The 19900-nt window shown below is 60.2% G+C and carries 19 protein-coding genes and 1 pseudogene; 7 read left to right on the forward strand and 13 right to left on the reverse strand.

Annotated features, from left to right (window positions below; all coding sequences use genetic code 11):
- Positions 1-8: 8 nt before the first annotated feature.
- The gene (locus IAE77_RS22170; protein ID WP_294231473.1) at positions 9-944 is read right to left on the reverse strand and encodes a DUF6807 family protein; all 936 of its coding nucleotides are present in this window, start codon (positions 942-944) and stop codon (positions 9-11) included.
- 125 nt (positions 945-1069) lie between these two features.
- Entirely contained in the window at positions 1070-1999 is a 930-nt protein-coding gene (locus tag IAE77_RS22175; RefSeq protein WP_294231475.1) for a LysR family transcriptional regulator, read from the reverse strand.
- A 71-nt stretch (positions 2000-2070) separates the two neighbouring features.
- Here IAE77_RS22175 and IAE77_RS22180 point away from each other — a divergent pair, with 71 nt between their 5' ends.
- The 4 genes from IAE77_RS22180 (at position 2071) to IAE77_RS22195 (ending at position 4294) form a co-directional block, all read left to right on the forward strand.
- Positions 2071-3006, forward strand: a complete 936-nt coding sequence (locus tag IAE77_RS22180; protein WP_294231477.1) for a metallophosphoesterase — start codon at positions 2071-2073, stop codon at positions 3004-3006.
- A 99-nt stretch (positions 3007-3105) separates the two neighbouring features.
- Positions 3106-3438 carry a hypothetical protein gene (locus IAE77_RS22185; RefSeq protein ID WP_294231479.1) on the forward strand — a complete coding sequence of 111 codons (333 nt, stop codon included), beginning with the start codon at positions 3106-3108 and terminating at the stop codon, positions 3436-3438.
- Between the two features lie 33 nt (positions 3439-3471).
- On the forward strand, positions 3472-3939 hold the full coding sequence (locus IAE77_RS22190; RefSeq protein WP_294231481.1) for a hypothetical protein: 468 nt from the start codon (positions 3472-3474) through the stop codon (positions 3937-3939).
- Positions 3940-3988: 49 nt separating this feature from the next.
- Positions 3989-4294: a hypothetical protein gene (locus IAE77_RS22195; protein WP_294231484.1), complete on the forward strand. Its 306-nt coding sequence runs from the start codon at positions 3989-3991 to the stop codon at positions 4292-4294.
- A 7-nt stretch (positions 4295-4301) separates the two neighbouring features.
- On the opposite strand, the gene IAE77_RS22200 is transcribed toward IAE77_RS22195, so the two are convergent.
- Positions 4302-5720: a DUF1501 domain-containing protein gene (locus IAE77_RS22200; RefSeq protein WP_294231486.1), complete on the reverse strand. Its 1419-nt coding sequence runs from the start codon at positions 5718-5720 to the stop codon at positions 4302-4304.
- A gap of 51 nt (positions 5721-5771) precedes the next feature.
- On the opposite strand from IAE77_RS22200, the gene IAE77_RS22205 reads away from it, so the two are divergent.
- Both IAE77_RS22205 and IAE77_RS22210 read left to right on the forward strand, forming a co-directional pair.
- Positions 5772-6101 (forward strand): hypothetical protein, encoded by a 330-nt coding sequence (locus tag IAE77_RS22205; RefSeq protein WP_294231488.1) that lies wholly within the window; start codon positions 5772-5774, stop codon positions 6099-6101.
- Positions 6101-6568, forward strand: coding sequence for a PIN domain-containing protein (locus tag IAE77_RS22210; RefSeq protein ID WP_294231490.1), 468 nt, complete (start codon positions 6101-6103; stop codon positions 6566-6568). Before IAE77_RS22205 ends, IAE77_RS22210 begins: the two co-directional genes overlap by 1 nt.
- 12 nt (positions 6569-6580) lie before the next feature.
- On the opposite strand, the gene IAE77_RS22215 is transcribed toward IAE77_RS22210, so the two are convergent.
- From IAE77_RS22215 to IAE77_RS22230, 4 genes are all read right to left on the reverse strand, one after another.
- Positions 6581-9037, reverse strand: a complete 2457-nt coding sequence (locus IAE77_RS22215) for a DUF1553 domain-containing protein (RefSeq protein ID WP_294231492.1) — start codon at positions 9035-9037, stop codon at positions 6581-6583.
- Between the two features lie 78 nt (positions 9038-9115).
- Entirely contained in the window at positions 9116-10489 is a 1374-nt protein-coding gene (locus IAE77_RS22220) for a sulfatase (protein ID WP_294231494.1), read from the reverse strand.
- Between the two features lie 55 nt (positions 10490-10544).
- The gene (locus IAE77_RS22225; RefSeq protein ID WP_294231496.1) at positions 10545-11621 is read right to left on the reverse strand and encodes a serine hydrolase domain-containing protein; all 1077 of its coding nucleotides are present in this window, start codon (positions 11619-11621) and stop codon (positions 10545-10547) included.
- A gap of 5 nt (positions 11622-11626) precedes the next feature.
- Complete coding sequence (locus IAE77_RS22230) at positions 11627-12928, reverse strand: amidohydrolase (protein ID WP_294231499.1); 1302 nt, start codon at positions 12926-12928, stop codon at positions 11627-11629.
- A gap of 89 nt (positions 12929-13017) precedes the next feature.
- Here IAE77_RS22230 and IAE77_RS22235 point away from each other — a divergent pair, with 89 nt between their 5' ends.
- Positions 13018-14445 (forward strand): sulfatase-like hydrolase/transferase, encoded by a 1428-nt coding sequence (locus IAE77_RS22235; protein WP_294231501.1) that lies wholly within the window; start codon positions 13018-13020, stop codon positions 14443-14445.
- On the opposite strand, the gene IAE77_RS22240 is transcribed toward IAE77_RS22235, so the two are convergent.
- From IAE77_RS22240 to IAE77_RS22265, 6 genes and pseudogenes are all read right to left on the reverse strand, one after another.
- Positions 14446-14814 (reverse strand): hypothetical protein, encoded by a 369-nt coding sequence (locus tag IAE77_RS22240; RefSeq protein WP_294231503.1) that lies wholly within the window; start codon positions 14812-14814, stop codon positions 14446-14448.
- Positions 14795-15886 carry a sulfatase-like hydrolase/transferase gene (locus IAE77_RS22245; RefSeq protein WP_294231504.1) on the reverse strand — a complete coding sequence of 364 codons (1092 nt, stop codon included), beginning with the start codon at positions 15884-15886 and terminating at the stop codon, positions 14795-14797. Before IAE77_RS22245 ends, IAE77_RS22240 begins: the two co-directional genes overlap by 20 nt.
- Positions 15887-15936: 50 nt before the next feature.
- Entirely contained in the window at positions 15937-16467 is a 531-nt protein-coding gene (locus IAE77_RS22250) for a DUF4303 domain-containing protein (RefSeq protein ID WP_294231507.1), read from the reverse strand.
- Positions 16468-16526: 59 nt separating this feature from the next.
- Complete coding sequence (locus tag IAE77_RS22255) at positions 16527-17366, reverse strand: alpha/beta hydrolase (protein WP_294231510.1); 840 nt, start codon at positions 17364-17366, stop codon at positions 16527-16529.
- A 5-nt stretch (positions 17367-17371) separates the two neighbouring features.
- Complete coding sequence (locus IAE77_RS22260) at positions 17372-19309, reverse strand: DUF4838 domain-containing protein (protein WP_294231512.1); 1938 nt, start codon at positions 19307-19309, stop codon at positions 17372-17374.
- A 391-nt stretch (positions 19310-19700) separates the two neighbouring features.
- Positions 19701-19900 (reverse strand): annotated as a pseudogene (locus IAE77_RS22265) (hypothetical protein); the annotation flags it as partial.

Consider the following 19900-nt stretch of genomic DNA (forward strand, 5'->3'; position numbering starts at 1 on the left):
GGCCATTCTCACTTCTTCGCCTTCGACTTCGGCTGTTCCGACGCTTTGATCGTCAGCGCAGGCACGGGCTCGGTTTTGCCCGCGAAAGCATTCCAGGCGTTTTGGAAGGCGGCGGCGTCACGGACGTCACCTTCGGCGATGAGCCACTGGTAGCGGAGTTTGAAGGGCGATTCGGCGCTGGCTTTGCCTTTGGGGAACATGCCGAAGCGGCCGTAGTCGCGGTAGGCGGAGGTGGCGGTTTCCTTTGGGTTGTCGGGGTGATTGAGGATCACGACGGTGAAGGTTTTGCCTTCCACGGTGAAGATCTCCGCGGCCCAGGGCAGGTCCTTCACTTTGTGCGCGTCGATGTTTTCGCCGGGGAAGATGTAGGTCGTCGTTTTCGTGTCCACGAGCTCACTCGGGCGGAACTGCGCGCCCGCGTGCTCGGGGTCGCCATTCATGTCGGCCTCGCCGCTCACGGTTTTGATGGCGCTGTTCATTTCGATGCCGAGGTAGAAGGGCTTCGCGGGCGTGGTGAAGGTGAAACGGCGTTCCTCGGTCAAAAACGGCGCGGTGGTGTCGCCCTGCCAGTCGATGTGCGCGGTGAAGGCGTTTTCGCCCGGCGCGACCTTCGTCACGACTTGGTCGCCCTTCTTCATGTGCCAGCGGTCATAGGATTTGCCGTTGTAGCCGATCTTGCTGAAACCGAGGAAGATGCCGCGATGATGCGTGAAGCTGAAGCCAGCGCCTTTCGTGAGCCGCGTGGAGCCATCCGCGCTGAAGACGTGCATGTAGGGCTTGTAGGTCTCGTGATGCTTCTCCGGCGTGCTGAGATCATTCGCCATCATGAGCTTCGCCACGACCTTGCCGCCATTCGCGACCGCGACGTGGTCTTTGTCCGCGACCGTGATGTCGAAGGCGAAGGTGGGAAGGGCGAGGGCGAGGAAGAGGAGAGTGTTTTTCATGGAAAGGGAGGGAATGACGAAACCAGAATTCAGAAGGCCGAATCAATGACGAAGCACGAAGGTCGAATGTTGCCTATGGGGTATTCAATTTACTCTCGCCATTCGGATCGATGCAAAACACGTCATCAAGCTTTCAGCTGATCGGCAATGATCGCGGCCAGTTTTTTCAAATCAGATGTCTCCAAGCCTCGGCGGCGCATTTGCCGGGGATTCCAGTGCAGGACGAGCGCACGGCCAAAGTCCCGCAACGGGGCGAAGGGTGTGATGAGCACTTTTTTCTCATCCAAGCCACGAATGCCGAGCGTGGGCAGGATTCCCGCGCAAGCACCGAGTTCGACGAGCTGACGCACCTGGAGCATGGAGCCGCATTCGAAACGCGGACGGAAATCTACGCCTGCGGACTGCATTGCCTCTCGGACCGCGGTATCCGTCTGTCCACCATCACGCCCTGCGGCGAAGGCTAGCGTCTGCCAGAGCGCTGGGCTGGCGGCGTCGCGTTCTGTGGCCCCGCGTTTTAGCAGCGCACGCGGGATGCAGAGGTGAAAGCGCATTTTCATCACCAACGCCGTGTTTGCACCTGTCGGCACGGCATCTTGCCGGATGATCGCCAGATCGACGCGCCCGTCCCGCACCGCGTCGCCAAGACTGCGGCTGCGATGGGACTCGGTGAGCAGTGTGGCACCGCCTAGATGCCTGCTGATGGCTGGAAGGGCGGGCACTAGCAGCCACTCTATCACGCTGGCACCTGCGCCGATGACGAAGGACTTCGGCAGACCGGCCTGTTCTTTGCGAAAATCCTCCAAGTCCTGCAATTGCTCCCGAATCAGCAGCGCAAGTCGCTCTCCTGCGATGGATAGCGAGAGCGTCTTGCCCTTTCGTCTGGTCAGCTCAGTGCCGAAAAACTGCTCCAGCTCACGAATCTGGCGGCTGATCTGGCTTTGGCGATTAGGCTTGCCGGGAGCAGCCTTGGCAATGCTGCCCGCCTCGGCCATCTGCATGAATCCGCGCAACCGATCCAGCGACAGGCCGCCTTTGGAAAAGAGATCATTAATCATGACTGTGGAGTCAGGTATCCTGCATTCACCGGTGTTTTGCAAACGTCGGATTCGTGGAAGGTGGCGGCGTCATGAACACACAATCATACGATTTGATCGGCGACATCCACGGCCAGCATGGAAAGCTCCTCGCGCTGCTCACCCGGCTCGGCTACCGTGCGCACGGCGACACCTTCCGACACCCCGAAGGACGGAAAGTCATCTTCCTTGGCGACTACATCGACCGCGGACCCGCCATCCGTGAAACGCTCCACACCGTGCGCGGCATGGTCGAGGCGGGTGACGCGCTCGCGATCATGGGCAATCACGAATACAACGCCATCTGTGCCGAGACACCGGACGGAAAAGGCGACTTCCTCCGTCCAGAAAAGAAGAACCGAGGCGGCCAGCTCGTGACGAAGCAGCAGTTCGCCGGACTCGATGCCGAGTGGGAGGAGTGGAAGGAATGGATGAAGCGCTTGCCCATGTTTCTCGATTTGGGCGGGCTGCGGGCCGTGCATGCCTGCTGGGACGCCCGGCGCATCGCACGTCTCGGCGGGCGCAGCATCGTCGATCCAGAGTTTCTGCGGCTTTCGGCCACGCATCAGACGCCCGAGTTTCGGGCGGTCGAAAATGTGCTGAAAGGGCCAGAGCTTTCGCTGCCAGCCGGTCATGTGTTCAGGGACAAAGAAGGCATCGCCCGTCGTTCTGTTCGCGTGCGTTGGTGGGCCATCCCGCAGGCCGCTGAAGTCAGCCAGCTAGCCATGCCGGAAGCCTTTGATATGCCTGGCGATGCCGCACCGCATGATTTGCGCCGCATTCCCGACTATGGCGTCGATGAGCCGCCGGTATTCTTCGGTCATTATTGGCTGCCACCGGCCCGAAAGCGTGCGCCACTCGCCCCAAACATCGCCTGCCTCGACTACAGCGCCGCCTTTGCCGCAAATGCTCTCACGGCTTACCGTTGGGATGGTGAGCAGGTCTTGAGCGCGGAGAAGTTTGTCAGTGCTACCACAATCACAGCATGATCATGACACCTCATCTGTTCCCAATCACCACCCTGCATACTTCGGCACTCTTCTGAGATACTCATCAACTCTGTATTCACCGACAACCCAAACAAAAACATGATCCAAGGACTCCAAGTTACCCTCTCTGCCACCGAACTCCAACAGCTCTGCACCCAGCGTGCCGAACATCACCGTGAACGAGCAGCCTTCTACAAGAACCAGCATGACACCCTCCGCGCGGCCATTCCTTCGGCTCAATACACAGGCGCAGACCCCAAAGGGGCACTGAAGCGTCAGTATTCCGACCATCTTACTGCAGCGCAAGAACTCGACTTTATCGCCAGCCATCTCGACATGGATGAACGCTATCAGATCGACCGGCAAGACATGCAGCGCCTCGGAATCTGCCGAGAAAATCATCTCTACCATGAAGACAGCATCCCGTTTTAACCCGTAATCAGAACCCTATACACTCGCACCACCATGGCAGAAATGATCAATGCCGTCTTTCAACACAGCCTGCGATGGCTAGAACCGCTCGCCTGGATGCGGGTGAACATCGCCTACATGCGTAGCGAGATCGATGTGCTGGCCAGCGAGGAGGGCGAGACAACAAACGGAGTTGCCAAGCTGATTCCATTATTCGAAGCAGCTTTCGCCCGGTTCATCGAGGAAGAGTCAAATCTCTTTATCGAAGCTCGCTCCAGCGAAAGATCATCTGCGCCTGGAGCTATTTCAACCATGCTGCTCCCTCTGATGGAGATGAGTTCGGTGTTTGATGACTTTAAGCAGGCGTTCCATCTCGAAGTGATGAGATTGCGGTTGGTCGACGAGGATTGCAGTGCTCTTGCTCTCTCCCATTGCTGCGGTGCTGAAATCTTCAACTCACACAAGCGAGTTTGTGACGCTATTGGCAGTCTGATTGAAACCATCGAAGCCAATCTGAGATAACCTTTCGGTCAAATAACCACGCTTTAAAACCTGCTCAAATGTCGCTGTCATGAAAGAGTTCGCATTACTTGTCTGGGGAGTGCTTTTCGGGGGCGGCTTTTGGTTGATCGGTGCCTTGGCCATTGGAATTGCCTCAACCGTTTTCAAAGAGGTGCAATGGTGGCAGCGCCCGCTTTGGCTTTTGTTTTTAATCCCATTTGGTGCGGGAGGGCTGTTTGGCCTACCAATAGCCTGTTTATATGGTGCTTGGAACACAAGCTCTGCAGGTGCAGACGATGACTGGCTTTGGCTTGGGTTCTGGTTTTGGCCTATGGCTCTTTGTGCCGCATGGCTGTTAAGCCGTCGAAAGAAGTGATGCGCCTCTACGCAAGAATCTTCTTGATCACCTTCGCGCCTTCCACGCCGCTCAACCTCGCATCAAGCCCTTGGAACTTGAAGCTGAAGGCGTCATGCTGGATGCCGAGTTGATGCAGCATCGTGGCGTGGAGATCGTGGACGGTGGTGATGTTTTCGACGGCGGCGTAGCCGAGGTCGTCGGTGGAGCCGAAGGTGAGGCCGCGCTGTATGCCGGCGCCGGCGAGCCACATGGACATGGCTTTGTTGTGATGATCGCGGCCGATGGGGCCTTTGTTACCCTGCGCCATCGGCGTGCGGCCGAATTCGCCGCTGAAAACGATGAGCGTGTCGTCAAAGAGGCCGCGCTGCTTCAGATCGGTGATGAGCGCCATGCAGGCACGATCAACTTCCTTCGCACGCAGCGGCAATTCCTCGCGCAGGAGGCTGTGGTGGTCCCAATCGCGATGGTAGAGCTGGATGAAGCGCGTGCCGCGTTCGGCGAGTCGGCGGGCGAGGAGGCAGTTTGAGGCGAAGGAACCGTCGCCGGGTGTGCAGCCGTAGAGTTCGAGCGTTTTCGGTCCCTCGGGGCGGATGTCCATCAGCTCCGGCACGCTGGCCTGCATCTGAAACGCCATTTCATACTGCGCGATGCGCGTGGCGATCTCTGGATCGTCGCACAGCGCGGCGTGCTGTTTGTTGAGCGCGTTGATCGCGGCCACGTCCGCGCCTTGTCGCTCGCGCGTGACGCCGTTCGGGCTGGTGAGATACAAAACGGGATCGCCCTGCGAGCGGAGTTGCACGCCTTGGTACTTTGACGGCAAAAAGCCGCTGCTCCACTGCCGCGCCGCGATGGGCTGCGGTGTGCGACCTTTGCCCGTGGAGACCATGATGACGAATCCGGGCAGATCCTCCGCCTCGCTGCCGAGCCCGTAAGTGATCCACGCTCCCATGCTCGGCCGACCGGCGATTTGAGCGCCGGTGTTCATGAACATGTGCGCGGGGTCGTGATTGATCGCGTCCGTGGTCATCGAGCGCACGAGGCAGATGTCGTCCGCCACGCTGCCGAGATGCGGCAGCAACTCCGAAAGCTCCATATGGCATTTCCCGTGTTTCGCGAAGCCAAACATCGGCCCTTTGCACACCAACTTCTGCCCCTGAAGCTGCGCGAGCTGCTGTCCCTTCGTGAACGACTCCGGCATCGGCTTCCCGTCCATGTCCGCGAGCTTCGGTTTGTAATCAAACAGCTCCAACTGCGACGGACCACCCGCCATCGTGAGCCAGATCACGCGTTTCGCTTTTTGCGGCAGCGGCAATTTACCCAGCACACCGCGTGAAGCCGCGTGGAGTAGATTTGGACTCAACAACGAAGCCAAAGCAACACTGCCGAGGCCTTGCGAAGCGCGGTCGAGGAAAGCGCGGCGTGTTTGGAGGAGAAGGGAGGTCATGAGATGAAATGAAACTTGCTGTCAAAGCGGATGTCAGCCATGATGTCTGACATGAAGACCAAAGCCGCCACCAAGAAAACCGCCCGCCGTCCAGCCGCCAACGCTGCTGCACTGCGTCGCGTTTTCACCGTGCGAGACCTCAATCGCCAGCCGCAGGCTGTGCTGAATGCCGCCCGAAAGACGGGAGGTGTGCATGTGCAGTCGCGTAGCGGTGAGAGGTTCCTCGTCAAGCCTGATCCTTTGCCTGGGTCCTCACAGGCGGATTCTCGCGAAGAATTCCACCGAGACTTGATGAAACTCCATGAGCAGATGCGTGCCGATGGCATGGGATTCACTGTCGAGGGCTGGGAAACATTCAGCAAAATACTGGCTGGCGAGTAATGACAATTTACGCGGACACCAATTTTTTCACCTCGTTGTATTGCACAGGCCCGAACAACGCCGAGGCCGTGCAGTTGGATTCCTCCATCAAATCCTCCAGCTTTGAAGGATATCCAATCACAGCGATTGGCCGGTTTGAGTTGATCAATGCCTTGCAGCAATCCGTCTTCTCCACGCGCCAAGGAGTGCCGGGGGTGAGGCTTACGTCCGAGTATGCATTGGTCATTGAGGCGATGTTTTTCAAACATCTTGCCACCGGACAGTACCTGCGTGACGCGGCTTGCAATGAAGCCGCGCTCGAAAAACAGTTCCGCGCCTTGTCGCATCGCCACACCGCCAAGGAAGGCTTCCGCACCTACGACATCCTTCACGTCTCTTCCGCGCTGGTGCTCGGGTGCGACACGTTTTGGAGCTTTGATGCCAAAGCGAAGAAGCTGGCGAAGCTGGAAGGTCTGGCGGTGAACTGAGCGTTTCATGGCTCAGCTCCGCGTGACCGTTTCGTGCAGATTCAGCAGCACACGCGCGACATGTGCCCACGCGGCGAGTTCGGGCCTGTTCAGAGTGGCGGGGGCGGGTGCTGCACCAGTTTTGAGCAGAGCTTCGGCGGCGGAGGGGTCTTTTTGATAATCGGCGAGGTGTTTGGCGACGAGAGACGAAAGTGTCTTCATCTCGTCAGCGGTGGGTTGGCGCTGCAAGGCTTGTTGGAAGGCCCAGGTAATGCGTTTTGAGGCATCGCCTTCGCTTGGGAGGATGCGTGCGGCGAAGGCGCGGGCGGCTTCGACATACGTTGGGTCGTTGAGGAGGACGAGGGCTTGCTGCGGGATGTTGCTGCGATTGCGCTCGGCGGTGCATTCTTCGCGGCTGGGGGCGTCGAAGGCGAGCATGGACGGATGCGTGAAGCTGCGTTGCCACCAGGTGTACATGCCACGGCGATACAGACCTTCGCCGCTGTCGTTCTGCCATTCGCGGGTGGGAAAGTTGAGGTTTTCCCAGTATTTGGCGGGCTGGTAGGGCTTCACACTCGGGCCGCCGATTTTCGGCACGAGCAGGCCGGAGATGGCGAGGGCGTTGTCGCGCACGAGTTCGGCATCGAGACGGAAGGCGCTCTGGCGGGCGCATTCGCGGTTGTAGGGATCGGCGGCGGTGAGTTCCTTCGTGGAGGTGCTGACCTGCTGGTAGGTGTTGCTGGTCACGATGAGCCGGATCATGTGCTGAAGATCCCAACCGCTGTCCATGAACTCGCAGGCGAGCCAGTCGAGTAGCGCAGGATTCACCGGCGGCTCGCCTTGAGCGCCGAGGTCGTCGAGCACCTTGCTCAAACCGGTGCCGAAGAACTGCTTCCACAGGCGGTTCATGACATTGCGGGCCGTGAGCGGGTTCTCTTTGGAAACGAGCCACTGGGCAAGGTCGAGTCGCGTGAGGTCGCGGCCTTCGATCTTCGGTTTCGGCAGGTAGCTGGGCAATGAGGCCTTCACGACTTCGCCGCTTTCATCCATCCAGTTGCCACGCGGTAGGATGCGCACGGTGCGTTTATTGGTGTCGCTGATGGAAACGATGCATTTGGGCAGCGGATCGTAAAAAGCTTTGCGAGCGGCTTCGGCTTTCGCGACGGCATCGCGCTCGGCTTTGTGAAGCGGGCTGATTTTCGCGAAGTAGTCATCAACGACCTTCTTTTGCTTCGCGTTGGGATTTTTGGCCTTCAAAGCCGCGAGGACATCTTTGGCTTCTTTGTCTTTGTGATCGGTTTTGGCGAGGACTTCGGCTTCCCAGGCTTTTTGGGCCTTTTTGAGGTCCGGCTGCACTTTGGCGAGGGCTTTCTTGGCCTCAGCGAGTTTTGCGTCGAGCTCGGCGAGCTTCTTTTCGTTCTCCGGTGTGGTCACGAGCATGCCGTCTTCGCGGCGGCCGAGGATCGGCTCTTTGATGTCGGCGAAGAAGGCACCGAGCGTGTAGAAGTCGCGCATGGTGATGGGATCGAATTTGTGATCGTGGCACTGGGCGCAGCCGGTGGTCTGGCCCATCCAGGCGTTGCCGACGGCGCGGACGCGGTCGGTGAGCATGCGCTGCTCGTAGTCCTTGGCTTGTGCGCCGCCTTCCTCGGTGGTGAGGAGCAGCCGGTTGAAGGCGGAGCCGACACGCGTCTCCTGATTTGCATCCGGCATCAAATCACCGGCGATCTGCTCGATGGTGAAGCGGTCGAAGGGTTTGTTCTTGTTGAACGACTCGATGACGTAATCGCGGTAAGGCCATACGTTGTGCGGGTTGTCGCTGTGGTAGCCGATGGTGTCGGCGAAACGGACCTGGTCGAGCCAGGAGATGGCCATGCGCTCGCCGTAGTGAGGGGAGGCCAGCAAGCTGGCGATTTCAGATTCGAGATTTGAAATTTGAGATTTGGCAGGCGGCAGGCCGTGCAGGTCGAAGTAGAGGCGGCGCAGCAAGGTGCGGTCATCTGCCTTTGGCGAAGGCTTGAGGCCAATCTCGCTGAGGCGTTTCTGCACAAGGTGGTCGATGGGATTCTTGCCAGCGGGGATGGCCGCTTTGATCGGCTTTTCATAGGCCCAGTGCTGCTGGTAGGTCGCGCCCTGGTCGATCCACTTCTTGAGGATCTCCTTCTGCCGCGGCGTGAGCTTTTTGTGCGAGTCCGGCGGCGGCATGAGGTCGTCTTCGTCATCGGTGAGGATGCGGGAGACGAGTTCGCTCTTCGCGCCATTGCCCGGAATGAAGGCCTCGGCCTTCACCGCCTCATCGCGTAGGTCGAGGCGCAGATCGGCTTCGCGATGCTTCGGGTCGTTGCCGTGGCAGTAGAAGCAGTTGTCGCTCAAAATGGGCCGCACATCGCGATTGAACTCGATTTTGGCCGGAACCGGCGGTTCGGCTGCAGCGGCGATGGAACTGATCGAGAAGACCAGCGTGGAGAGGAAGGGCAACGTGCTGTTCATGAAAGAGGCAAAGGCGATTACGGCTGGGGGGCATGGTTTATTCGCAGCATGGGCATGGTCAATGGCTGCGGAGAGTGGCTATTTGCGGCCGGTTTCCTTCTTGAGAGCGGTGTCCATCTTTTTCATGGCTCCAGCCATTTTCTTGTCCGCCGCGAGGTTGGTCAGTTCCAGCGGGTCGGTCTCGAGGTTGTACAGCTCCGTGGCTCCGCCTTCCCACCGCATGTAGCTGGCGAACTCGTTTCTCAGAGCAATGCCGCTGAATTTGCCGTAGTTCAGCACAACGGAGACCGCCGGCTCGTCGAAGGCGGCAGTCGGTTGCTTCAGCAGCGTGGCAAAGCTGCGACCGTCCATTTCTCGCGGTGATTTGAGCCGCAGGTGCTCCATGAGCGTGGGAAAAACGTCCACCAGTTCCACCACACGGCTGCAAGCCTGGCCGCTGGCGATGCCGGGGCCGGCGATGATGAGCGGCACGCGTGCCGCGGCATCGTAGAGGGAGCGCATGCCCCACAGATTGCCATGATCACCGAGGTGATAGCCGCCGACGCTGGCGAACACGACGATCGTGTTAGCGCTGAGCTTCATTTGATCGAGCGCATCCAGCACCACGCCGACCTGTGCGTCCATGAACGCGGTTTGAGCTCGATAACCGGCGATGAGCTGCTGTCGTTCTTCGGTGGTGACGGCTCGTTCAGGCAGGATGCCGGCGAATTGCGCCTCAGCAGGTGCGTCTTTGGCGGCGGGTGTGGCCTCGGTGACCGGCGTGTTCTTGAATTTGTCCAGCCATGCCTGCGGAACAGCATTGCGGAAGTCGGGATTCATGAAACCGACGGCCGCAAAGAACGGCTTCTTCATGGCCGCGGCTTTTTGGATCTGCTCCACGCCTTCGCGCGCACTGCGACCGTCGCCCATCGCAGCGTCCTCGATTTTGACGCTGCGCAGCACCAGCAGTCCGCCGAGCGGCTCTGTTTTGCCGTCCACCTGCTGTGTGCGAACAGGAACGCCGATGACGCTCTTCGTGCCTGCGGGGAGTTCGGCCTCTTCTCCCGGGCCCGGAATCGCCGCGTCCCACGAGGTCGGATAATCCTCGATCTGAAACACGCGTCCGGCCTTGGTGGTGAACCAGCCCTGCGCTTTAAGCCATTGCGGCAGCGTGAAGGCACCCTTTGGCAGTTCGGGGGCATACTTGTAGTTGCCGGAAATGCCGAGTGTGGCGGGACGCAGACCAGTCAGCATCGACACGCGCGACGGTCCCGACATGGCATACTGGCAGTAGGCTTTGGTGAAGCGAAGGCCGCGTGCGGCCAGCCTGTCGATGTTGGGAGTCGGCACCGCCGCGTTGCCATAACAACCGAGGTCGCAGTTCTGATGATTGGCCAGGATCAGCACGATGTTGGTCGCGGATGCGTGCCAGGGAAGGCCGAGCACGAGGGAAAGCAGAAGGGCGCGCTTCATGGTGCCGCCATAACGAACCAGAGCGTTGCGATATTCCCACGCCAAGCCGCTTTGCTCATGCGGAGATCAAGTCGGACGCCGGATACAGGATCAAATCACCGGAGACGTTCTTTGGCAGGGCGGTGAGCAGCACAAAGGTCGTGTCGGTGGCGGGATCGGCCCAGGCTAGCGTGCCGGTGGAGCCGCTATGGCCAAAAGCACGGGCGGAGCAGCCTTTGCCGAGGCCCACGGGCCCGGCCATGAAGCCGATGCCGCGATGCGCTGACAGCGTCGGGGTGTGATCCGTGATGGCAAGACGGGCGGTTTCTTCTCGCAGCAGCTTGCCATCGGGATGCAGGAAAATGCGCAGGAAGGTGGCCACATCGGCAGCGCTGCTGTGGGCACCGCCCCACGGAGCGCCGAGATTTCGCCAGTAATCGCTGTTCCAGTCCCATTCGCGGGCTTTCGGGTCCCCACCGCCGGCCTCAGGGGCGGCGTGCTCGGTTTGCATCGACACCATTTCCGACTTTTTGAATTGGCCGAGGCCGAGCACGCTGCGTGTCATGCCGAGCGGGCTGAACACATGCTGCTGCAGGAAGTCCGGCAGTGCTGTCTTCGTCACACGTTCGACGATCTCGGCGGCGAGCAGGATGCCCATGCTCTGATAATGATACTGCGTGCCTGGAGCGAAGAGCAGGGGCGTTCGCATCGCGCCCTTCACGAATTCTGCGAGTAGAGCGTGCCGCGCACGCAGTTCGGCGTTGTTCCCCAACTGGTCCGGCAGGCCTGAGGTATGCGTGAGCAGTTGCTCGATGGTGATGTCCTTGCGTGCGCCTTCGCTGAACTCGGGCAGGTATTTCACGGCGTGGTCGGACAGCTTCAACGCACCGCGATCCAACAGGATCAGCACCGGCAGCGCCACTGCGAGCGGTTTGGTGATCGAGCCGAGCAAGAACATCGAATCCGGCTGGGCCTTGCCAAAGACGTGCTGTGTCACCTCATCGCCACGGCGCACGTGCAGCACGGCGTTGTGAAGCGTTCCATGGTCGATTTGGTGCTGGATGATCTGGTGGGCGGATGGCATGGCGGATCGGGCTGAGATGGGCAGGCCCAGGGCGGAAAGCGTGAGGGCGAGAGTGTCGCGGCGGTTCATGAAGGTCAGCGATTGAGTTCGTTCATCACCGCGAGCGTCATCGCTTTCACGCCGAATGTGATCGAAGGCGCAGACTCGGGACGGTAGAACGGCGAATGCAGGCTTGGCAGCGCCTCGCCGGTCTTTTGCGCCTTCTCGATCTTCTCTGGGGCCACGGTGCCGATCCACGCGAGGAAGACGGGGATTTTCTCCGGTGTCATCGTGTAGCGGGAGAAGTCCTCGCCGGCCATGGTCGCCTTGCGCTCGATGACACTGGCCTTGCCGAAGGCATCCGCCCACACTTGGCTCACACGCGCGGTGAGTTCGGAATCGTTGAAGAGTGATGGCGTCCCAGGGCCGGTGAGTTTGACCTCCGGCATGAGATTCTCCGGCAGTCCGGCGGACAGCGCGTGTCCGCGGCAGATGCGTTTGATCGCCTCGAGCACCTGAGCGCGGGTTTCTGGGCTTGTGGTGCGGACGGTGAGGCCGAGTTCGACCTTGTCGGGGATGATGTTGTGTTTCGTGCCGCCGTTGAACTTGCCCACAGTGACCACCACCGGCTCCACGGGATGCAATTCTCGGCTGTCGATCGTTTGAAACGCCATCACGATCTGCGAGGCGAGCACGATGGGATCCTTGGTCGTGTTCGGCATCGCGCCGTGGCCGCCGATGCCTTTGATGAGGATGTCCACCGTGTCCGTGCTCGCCGTGGCGGGACCGCGGGTGAAGCCGACGCTGCCCGTGGGCAACCCGGCATCGCAATGCAGCGCCAGGCACACGTCCGGCTTCGGGAAGCGCTTGAACAAGTCGTCCTCGATCATCGCCAGCGCGCCCATGCCGCGCTCCTCGGCTGGTTGCGCGATGAAGACGAGCGTGCCCTTCCACTGGTCTTTTGTCGCCGCCAGCGCCCGTGCCGCGCCGACCCAGCAGGTCATGTGCATGTCATGGCCGCAGGCGTGCATCACCGGCACCTCTTTGCCGGTGTCATCCTTGGCGGTTGCCTTGCTCACATACGGCACCGAGCCGATCTCGCGCACCGGCAGCCCGTCGAGGTCCGTGCGCACCAGCACGGTCCTGCCCGGCCCGTTTTTCAAAACGCCCACAACACCCAAACCGCCGACCTTCTCCGTCACTTCAAAGCCGAGCGCGCGAAGCTCCTGCGCCATGCGGGCGCTGGTTTTCTCCTCCTGGAACGACAGTTCGGGATTCGCGTGCAGATGTTCGTAGAGCTGGATCAGTGACGGGTGCTCCGCTGCGATGAACGTGTCCAGCGGACCGGCTGCTTGCAGGCTGCTGACAGCGAAAAAGGTGAGGGCGAGCGTTTTCATTTGGCAGGACAACCAAACGTCCGGGCGACTCCAGTTCACTCCGGGATCGCGACAGGATATTTTGGGGCCATCCGCACGTTTCAGCCCTCATGCATCGCATTCTATCACTCACGCTGGTTCTCCTGTTCGCGAACACGACGGTTCCCGCCGCAGACCGGCCCAACATCGTCGTCATCCTGCTCGACAATGTCGGACGCGAGTGGTTTGGCTGCTACGGGAGCGAGGAGAGGTGCACGCCGAACATCGACCGGCTCGCCGCGGGCGGGGTGCGCTTTGCGAACTGCTACACGACGACGGTTTGCGGCCCCAGCCGCGTGCAGATGCTCACGGGACGCTACCCTTTTCGCACCGGCTGGTATCTGCATCACGATGCGGCGCTCTACAGCGGCGGCGGATTCGATCCGGCGCGTGAGACGACCTTTGCGCGTGTGCTGCGCGATGCCGGCTACGCCACCGGCATCGCGGGGAAGTGGCAGGTGAACAATCTCTACGATGAACCGGACGCCATCACGCGGCACGGCTTCGATGAGCAGCTCGTGTGGCCCGGCAGCATTGATCGCGACAAGGCGGACGCGGATTTCATGGCGGCGTTTCAAAAGGCCATCGTGAACAATGACGCGGAATTTCTCACCGAGGCCACGCGGAAGATCGAAAGCCGCTACTGGGACCCGGTTTTGCTGCGAAATGGCAAACGCGAGGTCGCACAGGGCAAATTTGGGCCGGATGTGTTTCTCGACTTCGCCTTCGACTTCTACCGCAGGCATGCAAAGCAGCCGTTTCTCTTCTACCACGCCATGGTGCTCACCCACGGGCAGAATGTGAAGCAGCAGGTCGTCACCACGCCGGAGAATCGGGCGAATCCGCCGAAGGAGGAGCACGAACTCTTCGCCGACATGCTGCGCTACGCCGACAAGCAGGTCGGCGCGATCATCACGGAGCTGGAGCGGCTCGATTTGATGAAAAACACGATCGTCATCATCGCCTCCGACAACGGCACCGAGAAAACCCTCTCCGCCCGCGCGAATGGTCGTGTCGTGAATGGCGGCCTGTATCAAATCAACGAGGCGGGCGGAAATGTGCCGCTCATCGTTCACAGCCCGCAGCTCGTGAAAGGCGGCCGCATCGTGCCTCTCGCCGACTTCACCGACCTATTCCCGACGATTTGCGAGCTCAGCGGAGCCACGCCGCCTGCATCCGTGAAACTCGACGGCCAGTCCTTCGCTCCGTTTTTGCTCGGAAAGGCTCCCGCGCCGCGAAAGTGGATCTTCAACCACTACGCCGACGAACGCGTCGCCCGCGATGAACGCTACAAGTTGAAGAACAACGGCGATCTCTTCGATCTCGACGCCGATCCCGCCGAGCAGCATCCGCTGGCAAAAGACGCCGAGACGGTCGTGCGGGCCAAACTGCAAGCCGTGCTCGATTCCATGCCTGAATCGACTCCGCTGCCGTTTCCGCATCGCAGCCTGTCTGCGTTCAAAAAGCGGGCGGAGGCTGCCAAAGCGGGCGGGAAGTGACTACTCCGCCTTTTTCTTTCCCTTCTTCGCCTCACGCTTCGAGGGCTGGTATTCCGGGCGTTTCATCAGCTCGGGGAGATGCGGCTGGTAGAGCGGCGATTCCGACCACGGGATGGATTTCGGATCGGGCGGCGTGACTTTGCCCTCAGGATAGTCTTTGCCATCAAAGCTGGCGATCACGCTGTCATTCCAGGCCAGCAGGTCTTTTTTCATCTGCTCAAACTTCTGCGGCTCTTTCGTGCTGAGATCGGTAGTCTCGTTTGGGTCGGCGATGAGGTCGTAGAGCTGAAAACTGCCGTTCTCGATGTTCTCCGTGAGGATTTTGAAACGCGGGCCAGTGAACGCGAGCTTAGTGCAGCTTAGTGCCAAAGCGGAAGCCGAGCGGCTTCGTGCGCTCGCCGATTTCTCCGGCAAAGAGCGGCTTCAGGCTGATGCCGTCGATGGGCTTGATCATCACGCTGTCCGGCAGGCCGAGGATGTCGGCGACGGTCGGGAAAAGATCCACAGTGCCTGCGGGAAAGCTCGTGAGGCGCGGCTTGATCATCGCGGGCCACTCGATGATGCCGGGCACGCGCAGACCGCCTTCAAAAACGGTGCCTTTGTGACCACGCAGACCGCCGGTGCTGCTTGGTTTCACCTCGGGAAGACCGCCGTTGTCGCTGTTGAAGACGAGCATCGTGTTGTCGGCCAGGCCGGCGTCACGCAGCTTTTGCCGCAGCGTGCCCACCGCGCGATCCAGCGCCACCAGCTCGCCGTAGTGCTGCCGGGAAAGGTTGTCGAGATCCGTGAAGGCCGCTTTGTCCGCGTCTTGCGCCTTGAAGGGGCTGTGCGGGCTGCCGAACCAGATGATGGCAAACATCGGCCGCTCTCCAGCGCGATGTTTGTCGATGAACTTCACCGCCTCGCCCACCGCGATGTCGGACGAGTCGCCTTTGAACTCCACAAACTCGCCCATGCGGCTCATGAGCGGGTCTTTGTCGAAGTAGTTCGTCATCGACACCCATTCATCAAAGCCGAACGCACTCGGATTCCGTGCATCCTCCTTCAAAACGGGTGCTCCGGCCCCTTTGAAGCCATTGAGATGCCACTTGCCGAAATGCCCGGTCACATAGCCCGCGCCTTTCAGCGCCTGCGCGATGGTTTTCTCCTGCAACCGCAGGCCGTAGCCATGCGAGAGCACGCCCGCGCGGTCGTTGGTGCGTCCCGTGAGCACCGTGGCCCGCGTGGGCGAGCACACCGGATTCCCCGCGTAAAAGCGCTCAAAGCGCAGCCCGTTCGCCGCCATCGCATCGAGGTTCGGCGTCTTCAGCGCCGGATGCCCGCGATACCCCGTCTGCCCCCAGCCCATGTCATCCGCCATGACGAAGATGATGTTCGGCTTCGCCGCGAAGAGCGAAGGGCCAAGGGCGAAGAGGAGGAGGCAGAGCAGCGCGGATTTCATGGGCTGGGAACGTGGGAGGTGCGGGGATGTGTCAGTGATTGTTCGACGCATCACTTCTGATCTGGGTCGAGCCTCTTCATTCGCTCAAACGCCTGAGCAGATGACTCCTCGTGGTCAATGCAGAACAATGACAACTCACTGCCATTGGGTAGAGCCGCAAAAGCATTGGCCTTCCGTAGGTCAAGCAGCGCTTCGCAGACTGCATCGAGGAATGCCTGCTGCCCTTCCTCTTCGTCAAGTTCCTCTTCGATATCCGAAATGATGGAGGCTACTTGTGGTGTTGGATGACAATCGAAGAAGCCTTGGTAGGCCCAATCTCCCGTATTCCAGCGATACAGCTCTTTTGCCTCTTCTTCGGTCCAAGGCGACTTTTTGCCAGCATAACGGGTGAGGTGCGCTCCGAGGCACTTTTCATAATGATCCTCCGTGTTGAAACAGGCGATGATGTCGCCGTAGGCAGCATTGCAGTCGAAAGCGAATGCGTAGAACCTCTCGCCTTGGTGCTTCGCCAAAAAATTCTCAATGGCAGGCGCGGCGACAATCACGATTGCGGCACGGAGTTCGGCGGTTGGTATTGGCATGGAGTTTAGATTGATCCTTGATCATCATTCAAAAGCCCAGTCATTCTGTCAGCCACAATCTACTTCATAAATCCCCGCGCCCGCAGCCAGAAAACCAAATCCGCGAACCACGGGTGCTGCGTGCCGATCAAGCCCGTTCCATGGTCGCCGTGCTGGTAGAGGTGGAGTTCGTGGGGCACTGCATGCTCATGTAAAGCAGCGGCGTAGAGCTGCGCATGCTCCACGGGGACCATTTTGTCCTCCATGGTGTGCCACAGGAAGACGGGCGGGAGGCCGGGCTTCACTTGCAGCTCGCTGGAGGTCTGGCGGACGAGCTTTTCATCCGGTGAGTCGCCGATGAGCATCTTCCGCGAGGTGGCGTGCGGTTTTGTGATCATGCTGATGACCGGATAGCAGAGGATGGCGAGATCGGGGCGCGGGCTGATCTTGTAGTCACGCCCATTGAGCATGCCATCCTCAGGCCGATTGATCAGTGTGGAGACGAGATGCCCGCCAGCGGAGAAACCCATCACGCCGATGCGCTTGGGGTCGATCTTCCATTTCTCGGCATTGCCCCGGATCTGAAACATCGCTTCCACCGCATCCTGAAGCTGCGCGGGATAGTGATAGCCCGCGCTGCCGAGCCGGTAGCGCAGCACGAAGACGGTCAAACCGTGCTCATTGAGCCAAAGCGCAAAGGGCTCCGCCTGACCTTCGTAGATGCCGCTGTAGCTGCCGCCGGGGATGAGCAGCATCGCAGCACCGGTCGGTTTGGCGGGCAGATAAAGCGTGAGCGTCGGAATATCCTTCGGCGAGGTGCCGAGTGCTCCGGGCGCACCGTCAGGCCAGAGTGTGATGGGCTTTTCAGCGGCGCAAAGCGTTGCGCTGATGGCGATGACCAGGCTGAGGAGGAGTTTCATCGGCTTCAATTCAGATCGAGATCGTAGGTGCGCTTCGGTTTCTGCTTTTTCGGCGGGCTGTCGGGATGCAGGCCTGCTCCGCGCGGCGTGGTGGGGCGCACGGGGCCCCAATTGATCGAGTAGGGATGATCGGCGGCGTTTTTCTCCAGCTCTGCCCAGTTTTGCTTCACGCGCTCGGCGACGGCGGGGTCCTTTTTCTTCCAGTAGCCTTCCATGAGCGTGATGGTGTCCATCATGAGCTTGGTGTGTGTGAGTCCGGCCTGGATGAAGGCGACACGTTTGGCGAAAATCGAATCCGCAGGCACAGCGGCAGCGGCGCGGTCGAGCCGGGCCTGCGAGGCAGCGAGCAGCGACTCGGTGTAAAGTTGAGGAAAGGTGAAGACGCCTGCTTCAGCGTTCTTCGCGGCGAAGGGCATGCGCTCCTTTTCCAGGCTCTCGAAATACTCGCGCACGTGCGGCGCGGCGGGACCGAAAGCGCGGGTGTAGTAGTCGGCGAGGATCGCGTCGGCATCAGCGGCGGGATTCCACGCGAGCTGTGCCATGATGTAATAAAGCGGCCCCTGAGTGGCCCAGTGCTCCCAGATGCCGTCGATGTAGATGCCCATGCAGTTCGCCGCAGCCACGTCTTTGAAGTCCCGAATCGTCTGCGCGATGTGGATGTCAGGCAGGCCTTGCTGCCAGCCGGCGGGGCTACCGGTGTTCGGTCGCCAGAACATCGAGGGCACGATCTTTGACCATGATTCAAACTGTCGGCGAAAGGTGTCGCCGCGTGTCGAACCAGGGTCCAGCAGCCCGGTGCGGCCAAAGAAGTTCGCCACCAGTGTCATGATGACGTTGTCCGTAGGCCGCGCTTTGACCGGTGCAGGCCGCGAGTGACCGTAGCTGAGCATCAAGACACGATAATCTTTGCCGGGATACTTCTGCTTGAGCAGTTCGCCGAGCTTGTTGGCAAAGGTCACATCGCGGTCACTTGTGGCGGGACGTGTTTCGTTGCGTTTCGACCAGTTGAAGACACGCGGCTCGCCATCGGGATGATCCCAGGCGCTGCATTGATCGCAAACGCAGTGCCCGCTGGCCCAGCCGTCATTTGGCGAGGCATTGAAGACGCTGCGATGCGGGTCTTGTTTAAGTTCGGCGGCCACTTCTTCAAGCCACAGCTCCCACACCTTGGGGTTCGAGCTGCATAGCTTCGCGTTGTGCGGGTTGGGAAAGCCGCTGCGCGTGCCGTCCGGCTGCAGCGCGAAGATTTCCGGGTGCTTGTCATGATACCGCTCCCACCAGTCGCCGAAGCCATGCCCGCCCTCAATGCCGAGCGAGCAAAGCTGGAGCCGCTGGCGCATCGTCCACTCGTGCGACTTGCCGTAGCCTTTGTTGCCGAGCGAAGAGAAGTTGAACATGCTGCCGCGTGCCCGCATCTGCGGATGATGGCGGTAATCCAGCGGCACGCTGAGAGCGAGTCGTTCGCTACGCGGCACATCCTCGCCCAGTTCGCCCGGCCACAGCCAGCGCACGCCGAGCTGGTCTTGCAGGAAGGTGTAAACGGCATTGATGGTGCCATACTCCTGCTGCACGCCCTTGATCACACCTTCCCGCGTCTCGATGTCCAATCTCGCCGCGTCCCAGCGGTCGCGTCCGGCGATGACGACATGCTTTTCATTCGCCGCGATGACGATTTCCTCGGGATGTTTAAAATCGAAGTCCACCTTCGGAAACAGCGCCCTCACGTCCGGCTGCACGCCGACCCAGATCGCGCTGTCTGGCATCGCCTGCGGCGCGCCTTCGATCACCTTGGGCTTCTTCCCGCTGATCTTATCGATATAGCTCGCCAGCACCTCCGCCGCCTCCCGCGTGCGTGGCGGTGCGTCCTTAAAGACGATGATCGGCACCGGCTGCATGTCTTTGGACACGAGTACGAGGTCGGCGGCGCTCACGCATGAGACCATGAAGCTGAATAGGAGAAGTGTGGGTAGGTGGTGCATATGCCGGGCTCGTTTAAACCGTTTTGGCCTGGGCGATGAAACGCCGGGAATGGGTGTTTACAGTCGCGAAATGAGAGATCGCCAGAAAAGGTTCATCATCCGCTCTCGTGGAGGTCTGTGTGATCTGACACTCGTATCCCTTGAGCTGGGAAGTCTCACGACTTCGACTACGAGGTGGCGTTTCATCGTAGAGGCAAACGTCAGTTTGCTCAGAGGGGCGTGCTTGGCTCAAGCGCCTGGCATTCGCGTTCCTTGAGCTGGGAAGTCTCACGACTTCCACTACAGGTGGCGTTTCATCGTAGAGGCAAACGTCAGTTTGCCCTGGTCGAGCGTGCCTGGCTCAAGCGATTGGCATTCATGTCCTTGAGCTGGAAAGTCTCACGACTTCCACTACCGCCGCCCATTCAGGATCACCGAAGGGGCTGTCCAGCGTGCTCACACTGTTCGTGTTCGCGCTGGTGCCGTTGATGGCGCTGTCGAGTTGGGCTTGGCTGATTTCGCCGGGTGGGCCTTGGGAGCCGTCGCTTCCATTGCTGCCATCGTTGCCGCGTGGGA

Source organism: Prosthecobacter sp. (assembly GCF_014879935.1).
GTDB lineage: Bacteria > Verrucomicrobiota > Verrucomicrobiia > Verrucomicrobiales > Verrucomicrobiaceae > Prosthecobacter.

Excerpts from the sequence above, each read along its gene's own strand:
- IAE77_RS22170 (WP_294231473.1), bottom strand. The coding sequence starts at position 944 with ATGAAAAACACTCTCCTCTTCCTCGCCCTCGCCCTTCCCACCTTCGCC.
- IAE77_RS22175 (WP_294231475.1), bottom strand. The coding sequence starts at position 1,999 with ATGATTAATGATCTCTTTTCCAAAGGCGGCCTGTCGCTGGATCGGTTG.
- IAE77_RS22180 (WP_294231477.1), top strand. The coding sequence starts at position 2,071 with ATGAACACACAATCATACGATTTGATCGGCGACATCCACGGCCAGCAT.
- IAE77_RS22185 (WP_294231479.1), top strand. The coding sequence starts at position 3,106 with ATGATCCAAGGACTCCAAGTTACCCTCTCTGCCACCGAACTCCAACAG.
- IAE77_RS22190 (WP_294231481.1), top strand. The coding sequence starts at position 3,472 with ATGGCAGAAATGATCAATGCCGTCTTTCAACACAGCCTGCGATGGCTA.
- IAE77_RS22195 (WP_294231484.1), top strand. The coding sequence starts at position 3,989 with ATGAAAGAGTTCGCATTACTTGTCTGGGGAGTGCTTTTCGGGGGCGGC.
- IAE77_RS22200 (WP_294231486.1), bottom strand. The coding sequence starts at position 5,720 with ATGACCTCCCTTCTCCTCCAAACACGCCGCGCTTTCCTCGACCGCGCT.
- IAE77_RS22205 (WP_294231488.1), top strand. The coding sequence starts at position 5,772 with ATGAAGACCAAAGCCGCCACCAAGAAAACCGCCCGCCGTCCAGCCGCC.
- IAE77_RS22210 (WP_294231490.1), top strand. The coding sequence starts at position 6,101 with ATGACAATTTACGCGGACACCAATTTTTTCACCTCGTTGTATTGCACA.
- IAE77_RS22215 (WP_294231492.1), bottom strand. The coding sequence starts at position 9,037 with ATGAACAGCACGTTGCCCTTCCTCTCCACGCTGGTCTTCTCGATCAGT.
- IAE77_RS22220 (WP_294231494.1), bottom strand. The coding sequence starts at position 10,489 with ATGAAGCGCGCCCTTCTGCTTTCCCTCGTGCTCGGCCTTCCCTGGCAC.
- IAE77_RS22225 (WP_294231496.1), bottom strand. The coding sequence starts at position 11,621 with ATGAACCGCCGCGACACTCTCGCCCTCACGCTTTCCGCCCTGGGCCTG.
- IAE77_RS22230 (WP_294231499.1), bottom strand. The coding sequence starts at position 12,928 with ATGAAAACGCTCGCCCTCACCTTTTTCGCTGTCAGCAGCCTGCAAGCA.
- IAE77_RS22235 (WP_294231501.1), top strand. The coding sequence starts at position 13,018 with ATGCATCGCATTCTATCACTCACGCTGGTTCTCCTGTTCGCGAACACG.
- IAE77_RS22245 (WP_294231504.1), bottom strand. The coding sequence starts at position 15,886 with ATGAAATCCGCGCTGCTCTGCCTCCTCCTCTTCGCCCTTGGCCCTTCG.
- IAE77_RS22250 (WP_294231507.1), bottom strand. The coding sequence starts at position 16,467 with ATGCCAATACCAACCGCCGAACTCCGTGCCGCAATCGTGATTGTCGCC.
- IAE77_RS22255 (WP_294231510.1), bottom strand. The coding sequence starts at position 17,366 with ATGAAACTCCTCCTCAGCCTGGTCATCGCCATCAGCGCAACGCTTTGC.
- IAE77_RS22260 (WP_294231512.1), bottom strand. The coding sequence starts at position 19,309 with ATGGTCTCATGCGTGAGCGCCGCCGACCTCGTACTCGTGTCCAAAGAC.